Source organism: Caulobacter vibrioides OR37 (assembly GCF_000372645.1).
GTDB classification, from domain to species: domain Bacteria; phylum Pseudomonadota; class Alphaproteobacteria; order Caulobacterales; family Caulobacteraceae; genus Caulobacter; species Caulobacter vibrioides_E.
Genome location: NZ_APMP01000031.1, coordinates 45024 through 52733, shown reverse-complemented (window position 1 = coordinate 52733; position 7710 = coordinate 45024). Strand labels below are relative to the sequence as shown.

The 7710-nt window shown below is 65.6% G+C and carries 5 protein-coding genes; all 5 read left to right on the top strand.

The window, feature by feature from the left end; genetic code table 11:
* The first annotated feature begins 44 nt into the window (after positions 1–44).
* On the top strand, positions 45–1625 hold the full coding sequence (gene serA / locus OR37_RS17965) for a phosphoglycerate dehydrogenase (RefSeq protein ID WP_004623128.1): 1581 nt from the start codon (positions 45–47) through the stop codon (positions 1623–1625).
* 56 nt (positions 1626–1681) lie between these two features.
* The gene (locus OR37_RS17960; RefSeq protein ID WP_004623127.1) at positions 1682–2053 is read left to right on the top strand and encodes a hypothetical protein; all 372 of its coding nucleotides are present in this window, start codon (positions 1682–1684) and stop codon (positions 2051–2053) included.
* A gap of 476 nt (positions 2054–2529) precedes the next feature.
* Entirely contained in the window at positions 2530–3354 is an 825-nt protein-coding gene (locus OR37_RS17955; RefSeq protein ID WP_004623126.1) for a flagellin, read from the top strand.
* 622 nt (positions 3355–3976) lie between these two features.
* On the top strand, positions 3977–4798 hold the full coding sequence (locus tag OR37_RS17950) for a flagellin (protein WP_004623125.1): 822 nt from the start codon (positions 3977–3979) through the stop codon (positions 4796–4798).
* Positions 4799–5153: 355 nt separating this feature from the next.
* Positions 5154–7637 carry a glycoside hydrolase family 3 protein gene (locus OR37_RS17945; RefSeq protein WP_165570630.1) on the top strand — a complete coding sequence of 828 codons (2484 nt, stop codon included), beginning with the start codon at positions 5154–5156 and terminating at the stop codon, positions 7635–7637.
* Positions 7638–7710 lie beyond the last annotated feature (73 nt).

The following is a 7710-nucleotide window of genomic DNA, read 5'->3' as shown; positions in this document are numbered from 1 at the left end:
CCCAGCCCCTCCCCGCAAGGGGGAGGGGAGCAAGGTACAGAACCATGACCGCTCCTCGCGTCCTCATCGCCGACAAGCTCAGCCCCGCCGCCGTCGACATCTTCAAGAACCGCGGCGTCGATTTCGACATCAAGACCGGCCTCTCGAAGGACGAGCTGATCGCCGTGATCGGCGACTATGACGGCATCGCCATCCGCTCGGGCGCCAAGCTCGACAAGGACGTCATCGCCGCCGCTCACAAGCTGCGGGTCATCGCCCGCGCCGGCATCGGCGTCGACAACGTCGACATCCCGGCCGCCACGGCCAAGGGCATCGTGGTGATGAACACGCCGTTCGGCAACTCGATCACCACGGCCGAGCACGCCATCGCCATGATGTTCGCCCTGGCCCGCCAGATCCCCGCCGCCGACGTCTCGACCCAGGCCGGCAAGTGGGAGAAGAACCGCTTCATGGGCGTTGAGCTCTACGCCAAGACCCTGGGCCTGATCGGGGCCGGCAATATCGGCTCGATCGTCGCCGACCGGGCTTTGGGCCTGAAGATGAAGGTCGTGGCCTACGACCCCTTCCTGTCGCCGGAACGCGCCGTCGAGATCGGCGTCGAGAAGGTCGAGCTGGACGACCTCTTGGCCCGCGCCGACGTCATCACCCTGCACACCCCGCTGACCGACAAGACCCGCAACATCCTGTCGGCCGAGAACCTGGCCAAGACCAAGAAGGGCGTGCTGATCGTCAACTGCGCCCGCGGCGGCCTGGTCGACGAGGTCGCGCTGCGCAAGCTGCTGGACGAGGGCCACGTGGCCGGCGCCGGCTTCGACGTCTTCGTCACCGAACCGGCCAAGGAAAACCCGCTGTTCGGCTCGGACAAGGTCGTGGCCACCCCGCACCTGGGCGCCAGCACCAGCGAAGCTCAGGAAAACGTCGCCCTGCAGGTCGCCGAACAGGTTTCGGACTACCTGCTGACCGGCGCCGTGACCAACGCCCTGAACAGCCCCTCGATCACGGCGGAAGAAGCCCCGAAGCTGAAGCCGTTCGTCGCCCTGGCCGAGAAGATCGGCGCCCTGGCCGGCCAGATGGTCGACTTCGGCATCAAGGCCATCGACATCGCCTATGAGGGCGAGGTCTCGAACCTGAACGTCAAGCCGATGACCTCGGCGGCCCTGGCCGGCGTGCTGAAGCCGATGCTGGCCGAGATCAACATGGTTTCGGCTCCGGCCGTGGCCAAGGAGCGCGGCGTCACCGTTTCGGAGAGCCGCCAGGAGGTCAGCCCCACCTATGACAGCCTGATGCGCGTGACCATCACCACCGAGAAGGGCAAGCGCGCCTTCGCCGGCACGGTGATCGCCGGCGCGCCGCGCATCGTCGAGGTCAAGGGCATGGAGCTGGACGCGGGCTTCTCGCCGGCCATGCTGTACATCAACAACCTGGACAAGCCGGGCTTCATCGGCGCGCTGGGCATGTTGCTGGGCGAGGCCGGCGTCAACATCGCCACCTTCAACCTGGGCCGCATGGCCGCCGACGAGGACGCCATCGCCCTGGTCGGCGTCGACCAAGCCCCGGACGCGGCCCTGCTGGCCAAGATCCAGGCCCTGCCGCACGTCAAGGAAGCGCGCGCGCTGACGTTCTGAGGATAATGGATCCTCCCTCGCGACGCGGGGGAGGATCTTTATTTCAAAGGCCCCGCATGTCGCTGTTCATTCCCCGCAAGATCAACAAGCTGGGCCTGGCGGCCTTCTTGGCGGCCGTGGCTTTCACCCTCTACGCGGCCCTGGCGCCCGGCGACGACACCGCCGGCCTGATCCCCTGGGACAAGGCCAAGCACTTTATCGTCTTCTATGGCCTGACCTTCCTGGCGACGATCGCGCTGCCCCGCAGCCGGTACTGGAAGATCGGCCTGGCCCTGCTGGGCCTGGGGATCGCCATCGAGCTGCTGCAGGCCCTGCCGGTGATCAACCGCGACTGCGACCCGTTCGACGTGATCGCCGACGTTTGCGGCATCGGCTTCTATTGCGGACCGATCCTCGTCAACCGCTGGCTGGAACGGGCCAGGCTTTAGAGCGCGCTCCGACGCTTCGGTCGCGAAACCGCGCCGGTCTCCGCCGCATCGGGGCTGGAGCAAAGTCCGCGATTGCCTGATCGCTTGGGTTGTCCAGCGGGCGAGGCGCGAAAAAAATCCGTCTTCGGTCGAATTTTTTCACGACATGGCGTTTCGCGCCGGCGTTGAGCGATATTTCGCGCGCGCGCGTTCGTTTACCCTGTTTTCTCACTGAACTGAGAATCTCGGAAACCTTGAGAAATAAAAATGCCACATTTCAGTCAAAATTGGCTCTCGTTGTGGCGAAATGAGGCGATTTCCTGGTTCATGACGAAATGTAAAATGTATTGGTGGTTGAATATAGTCCGGATTGACTCGTCTAGACTCTGGATAATTTAAAGGAGTCGGTAATCGAGCGGTCGGATGCTTGGCGCGGGCAAAACGCCTCCCTGGCGCCAAAAAGACGCTGGGGTTCACCTTGAAAAGGAACCCTCGTAATGTCGCTGAACAGCATCAATACGAACACGGGCGCGATGATCGCCCTGCAAAATCTGAACGCCACGGCCGCGCAGCTCGCGCAAACTCAGAGCATCATCAGTACAGGCAAGAAGATCGCCAGCGCCAAGGACAACGGCGCGATCTGGGCGATGGCCACGACCCAGCAGGCGAACGCCGACAGTCTGAACTCGGTCAAGGACTCGCTGCAACGCGGTCAGTCCACGATCGATGTCGCCCTGGCGGCGGGGGACACCATCACCAACCTGCTCAGCCAGATGAAGGACAAGGCCCTGGCCGCGTCCGACACCTCGCTGAACACCGCCTCGTTCAACGCCCTGAAGTCCGACTTCGAGTCGCTGCGCGATCAGATCACCAAGGCCGCCACCAACGCCAAGTTCAACGGCGTCAGCGTCGTCGACGGCACGACCGCCAAGCTGACCTTCCTGGCCAACTCGGACGGCTCGGGCTTCACCGTCGACGCCAAGACCCTGTCGCTGGCGGGCCTGGGCCTGTCGGCCTCGACCACGATGACCGACGCGGCCTCGGCCAAGGCGATGATCACCACGATCAGCAACGCCCTGCAGACCGCGACCAACAAGCTGGCCTCGCTGGGCACGTCCTCGACCGGTCTCGACACGCACCTGACCTTCGTCGGCAAGCTGCAAGACAGTCTCGACGCCGGCGTCGGCAACCTGGTGGACGCCGACATGGCCACCGAGAGCGCCAAGCTGCAGTCGCTGCAAACCAAGCAGCAACTGGGCGTCCAGGCGCTGTCGATCGCCAACCAGTCGTCCTCGTCGATCCTGAGCCTGTTCCGCGGTTAAGCCGCCTCATCAAAGCCAGGCCAGAAGGGAGCGGGTCCTAGGATCCGCTCCCTTTTCTTTTGGCAGTTCACACGTGGTCGCAGGTTCGGAGAGCACAGCGCGTCCCTCGACACGCTCAGGACGAGGATTGCGCGCGAGCCAAGCCTGCGGTCGCCCTCACCTTAGCGGCTTCAAGAGGAGAGACGGTCGCCGCGACGTCGCCGACGCTCAACCTCGACGCGGCTCCGCCCTCGGCGCTTGGGCCTGGCGCGGGTCGCGCTTTCGGAACCTCCAGGAGAGCGTTCGGGATACCGATCGCGCGGGGGTTTTGGCCGTTTTTGCCTACCCGCCAGACACTGAGTCCGCCTAGACTCTAAAGGCCTCGGCCGAACTTGCCTAGCTAGAGTCTCCGTCCGATTTTCACTAGGCAAAATGTGCCATTTTGAGACAAGCGAACTGGTTTTAGGGGCTCTGGGCGGGGCCGTTCCTGAGTCAACTATTAACGGAATGAGTTCGCGATATTGGCCGTGCGACATTGTGTCTTAAACGAAATGGAAATCTAGTTCGCGGATACCAGACGTTGGGCAAAATGCCCGCCGACGTCAAAACGACGTCGGGACACCTCGAATAGGAGTGTTTCGTCATGGCGCTAAACAGCATCAACACGAACAACAACGCGCTCATCGCGCTGCAAAACCTCAACGCGACCAGCGGCGAGCTGGCCACCGTCCAACAGCGCATCAGCACCGGTAAGAAGGTGGGCAGCGCCAAGGACAACGGCGCGATCTGGGCCACCGCCAAGAACCAACAGGCCACCGCCGACAGCCTGAATTCGGTGAAGGACTCGCTGCAACGCGGCCAGTCGACCATCGACGTCGCCCTGGCGGCCGGTGACACCATCACCAACCTGCTGGGTCAGATGAAGTCGAAGGCCCTGGCCGCTTCCGACACCTCGCTGAACACCGCCTCGTTCAACGCCCTCAAGGCCGACTTCGAGTCGCTGCGCGATCAGATCACCAAGGCCGCCACGAACTCCAAGTTCAACGGCGTCAGCGTCGCCGACGGCACGACCTCCAAGCTGACCTTCCTGGCCAACTCGGACGGTTCGGGCTTCACCGTCAACGCCCAAACCCTGTCGCTGGGCGGCATTGGCCTCAGCGCGTCGTCGACCTTCACCGACGCGGCCTCGGCCAAGACGATGATCACCACGATCAGCAACGCCCTGCAGACCGCCACCAACAAGCTGGCTTCGCTGGGCACGTCCTCGACCGGTCTCGACACCCACCTGTCCTTCGTCGGCAAGCTGCAAGACAGCCTGAACGCCGGTGTCGGCAACCTGGTGGACGCCGACCTGGCCAAGGAAAGCGCCAAGCTGCAATCGCTGCAAACCAAGCAGCAGCTGGGCGTCCAGGCGCTGTCGATCGCCAACGCTTCCAGCTCCTCGATCCTGAGCCTGTTCCGCTAAGTCGAAACACTCTTTCGATCCCTAGGGGGGGCGGGTCTTCGGACCCGTCCCCCTTTTTTTGCGCGCTGTCCGCCGCGATTCGCTCCGCCGGCGCGGACTAGCGGGTCGGGAGACCGGCCTGGCCGCCGTGGCGGAAAGGATTATTTCTCCGCTGCCGCGTCGTTGGATCGTCGGCGTCTCGGGGCGCGTGCGGCGAAGATTGTTAGCGCTGTCAAATAGATGCGCTCCGACCGGCGCTCCGGGAGTGAAAAACCCGGAAGACCGCCCATTGGTCGTACAAAATGAAGCCTATGGATCGTCGTCGCGGCCTATGACAACGTTGTCCTGCGCGGCGCGTGACCGCGAACGACAAGAGTTGGGGAGTATGAACACCAGGACCCTCCGCGTCGCCGCTCTGTTGGCGTCCACCGTTCTGTCCGGCGCGGCCGCCGCGCAAACCGGTCCCGCGAGCACGGCTCATCCCGCCCTCTGGCCGGCGGCCAAGAGCCAGGGCCTGGTCGATCCGGCGACGGAAGCCTTCGTGACGGCGCTGATGTCCAGGCTGACCGTCGAGGAAAAGGTCGGCCAGGTCATCCAGGCCGACATCGCCCACATCAAGCCCGAGGACCTTGTCGTCTATCCCCTGGGCTCGATCCTGGCCGGGGGCAGTTCGCCGCCGCTGGGCGCGCCGGACCGCTCGCCCCAGAAGCCCTGGGTCGATACGGCCCGCGCCTTCCGCGAGGCGGCCGCGCGCCGGCCGGGCGGAACCCCCATTCCGCTGATGTTCGGCATCGACGCGGTGCATGGCGACAACAATGTCGTCGGGGCCGTGCTCTTTCCGCACAATATCGCGCTGGGCGCGGCGCATGATCCGGCGCTGATCCGCCGCATCGGCGCCGCCACGGCGCTGGAGACCTCCGCCGCCGGCTTCGACTGGGCGTTCGGACCGACCCTGGCCACGCCGCGCGACGACCGCTGGGGGCGCGCCTACGAGGGCTATTCGGAGGATCCCGAGATCGTCCGCGCCTATGCCGGCCAGATGATCCTGGGCATCCAGGGGGCGGTCGGTCCCTATACGGGCGGCAAGGACGGCGTCATCCAGCAGGGTCACGTGGCCGCCAGCGCCAAGCACTTCCTGGGCGACGGCGGCACCCAGGACGGCCACGACCAGGGCGACGCGCGGGTCTCGGAAAACGACCTGATCAAGATCCACGCCCAGGGCTATCCGCCGGCCATCAACGCGGGGACCCTGACGATCATGGCCTCGTTCTCCAGCTGGAACGGCCAGAAGATGCACGGCGCCAAGGGCCTGCTGACCGACGTGCTGAAGGGGCGGATGGGCTTCGACGGCTTCGTGGTCGGCGACTGGAACGGCCACGGCCAGGTTCCGGGCTGCAAGCCCACCGATTGCCCGACCGCGCTGAACGCCGGCCTTGACATGTTCATGGCCCCCGACAGCTGGAAGGGGCTCTATGACAACACCCTGGCCGAGGTGAAGTCGGGCGTCATTCCGATGGCGCGCCTCGACGACGCGGTTCGCCGCATCCTGCGGGTCAAGGCCAAGCTGGGGCTGTTCCAGGCCGCGCGGCCCTACGAGGGGCGCGAGGGCGTGATCGGGGCTCCCGAACACCGCGCCCTGGCGCGCGAGGCGGTGCGCAAGTCGCTGGTCCTGCTCAAGAACGACGGCGTCCTGCCCGTGAAGAGCAGCGCCCACGTGCTGGTCGCCGGCTCGGGCGCCGACGACATCGGCAAGCAGTCGGGCGGCTGGACCCTGTCGTGGCAAGGCACGGGCAACACCAACGCCGACTTCCCCAACGCCGAGTCCATCTGGTCGGGCCTGAAGACGGCGATCGAGGCCGGCGGCGGCCACGCGACGCTGTCGGTCGGCGGCCAGTTCGATCAGAAGCCGGACGTGGCCATCGTCGTCTTCGGTGAAAATCCGTATGCGGAAGGTGTCGGCGACCTGAAGACCTCGCTGGAATACCAGCCGGGCGCCAAGACCGATCTGGCCCTGCTCAAGAGCCTGAAGGCGCGCGGCGTGAAGGTGGTGTCGGTGTTCCTCGGCGGCCGTCCGCTGTGGGTTAATCCCGAGATCAACGCCTCCGACGCCTTCGTGGCCGCCTGGCTGCCCGGCTCGGAGGGCGGCGGAATCGCCGACGTGCTGATCGGCGACAAGGCGGGCAAGCCGCGCGCCGACTTCACCGGCAAGCTGTCGTTCAGCTGGCCCAAGCGCGCCGACCAGTTCCGCCTGAACCGGGGCGACAAGCCTTATGATCCGCTGTTCGCCTACGGCTATGGCCTGAGCTACGCCAAGCCGGGCAAGGTCGGAAGGCTGTCGGAGGTCTCCGGCGTCAAGGCGGTGTCCGACAACGTCGTCAGCTACTTCGTGGGCGGCAAGACGCCGGCGCCGTTCGCGTTCCAGATCGCGCCGACCACCTCGGTCCAGATCGCGCCGGTCGACGCCGGCGGCGTGCAGGAGGCGGGGCGCCAGATCACCTTCGCCGGCGACGTTCCGGCCTTGCTGTCGATCGTCGGCGACAAGCCGCTGGACCTGTCGTTCCAGACCAATGCGGAGATGGCGCTGAGCTTCGACTACCGCGTGGACGCCCCGGCCTCGGCGCCGGTGACCCTGGCGATGGGCGCGGGACGCCTGGACGTCACCCCGCCGGCGGGCGCGCCGATCGGCCGGTGGTCCAGCCTGAAGATCCCGCTGAAGTGCTTCCAGGCCGCCGGGACCGACGTGACCAAGGTGGCCGCGCCGTTCGAGCTGGCCACGGCCGGGACCTTCAAGCTGTCGATCGCCGAGGTCCGACTGACGACCGACCCGGCCGGCGCGGTCTGTCCGGCCAAAGCGCGATAGCTTTCTCGGTTAACGCGCCTTAACCAGCAACCTCTTGATCCATCGGACGATTTCCTTCTTCGGAAAGGAGTCG

Excerpts from the sequence above, each read along its gene's own strand:
- OR37_RS17950 (WP_004623125.1), top strand. The coding sequence starts at position 3,977 with ATGGCGCTAAACAGCATCAACACGAACAACAACGCGCTCATCGCGCTG.
- OR37_RS17960 (WP_004623127.1), top strand. The coding sequence starts at position 1,682 with ATGTCGCTGTTCATTCCCCGCAAGATCAACAAGCTGGGCCTGGCGGCC.
- serA (WP_004623128.1), top strand. The coding sequence starts at position 45 with ATGACCGCTCCTCGCGTCCTCATCGCCGACAAGCTCAGCCCCGCCGCC.
- OR37_RS17955 (WP_004623126.1), top strand. The coding sequence starts at position 2,530 with ATGTCGCTGAACAGCATCAATACGAACACGGGCGCGATGATCGCCCTG.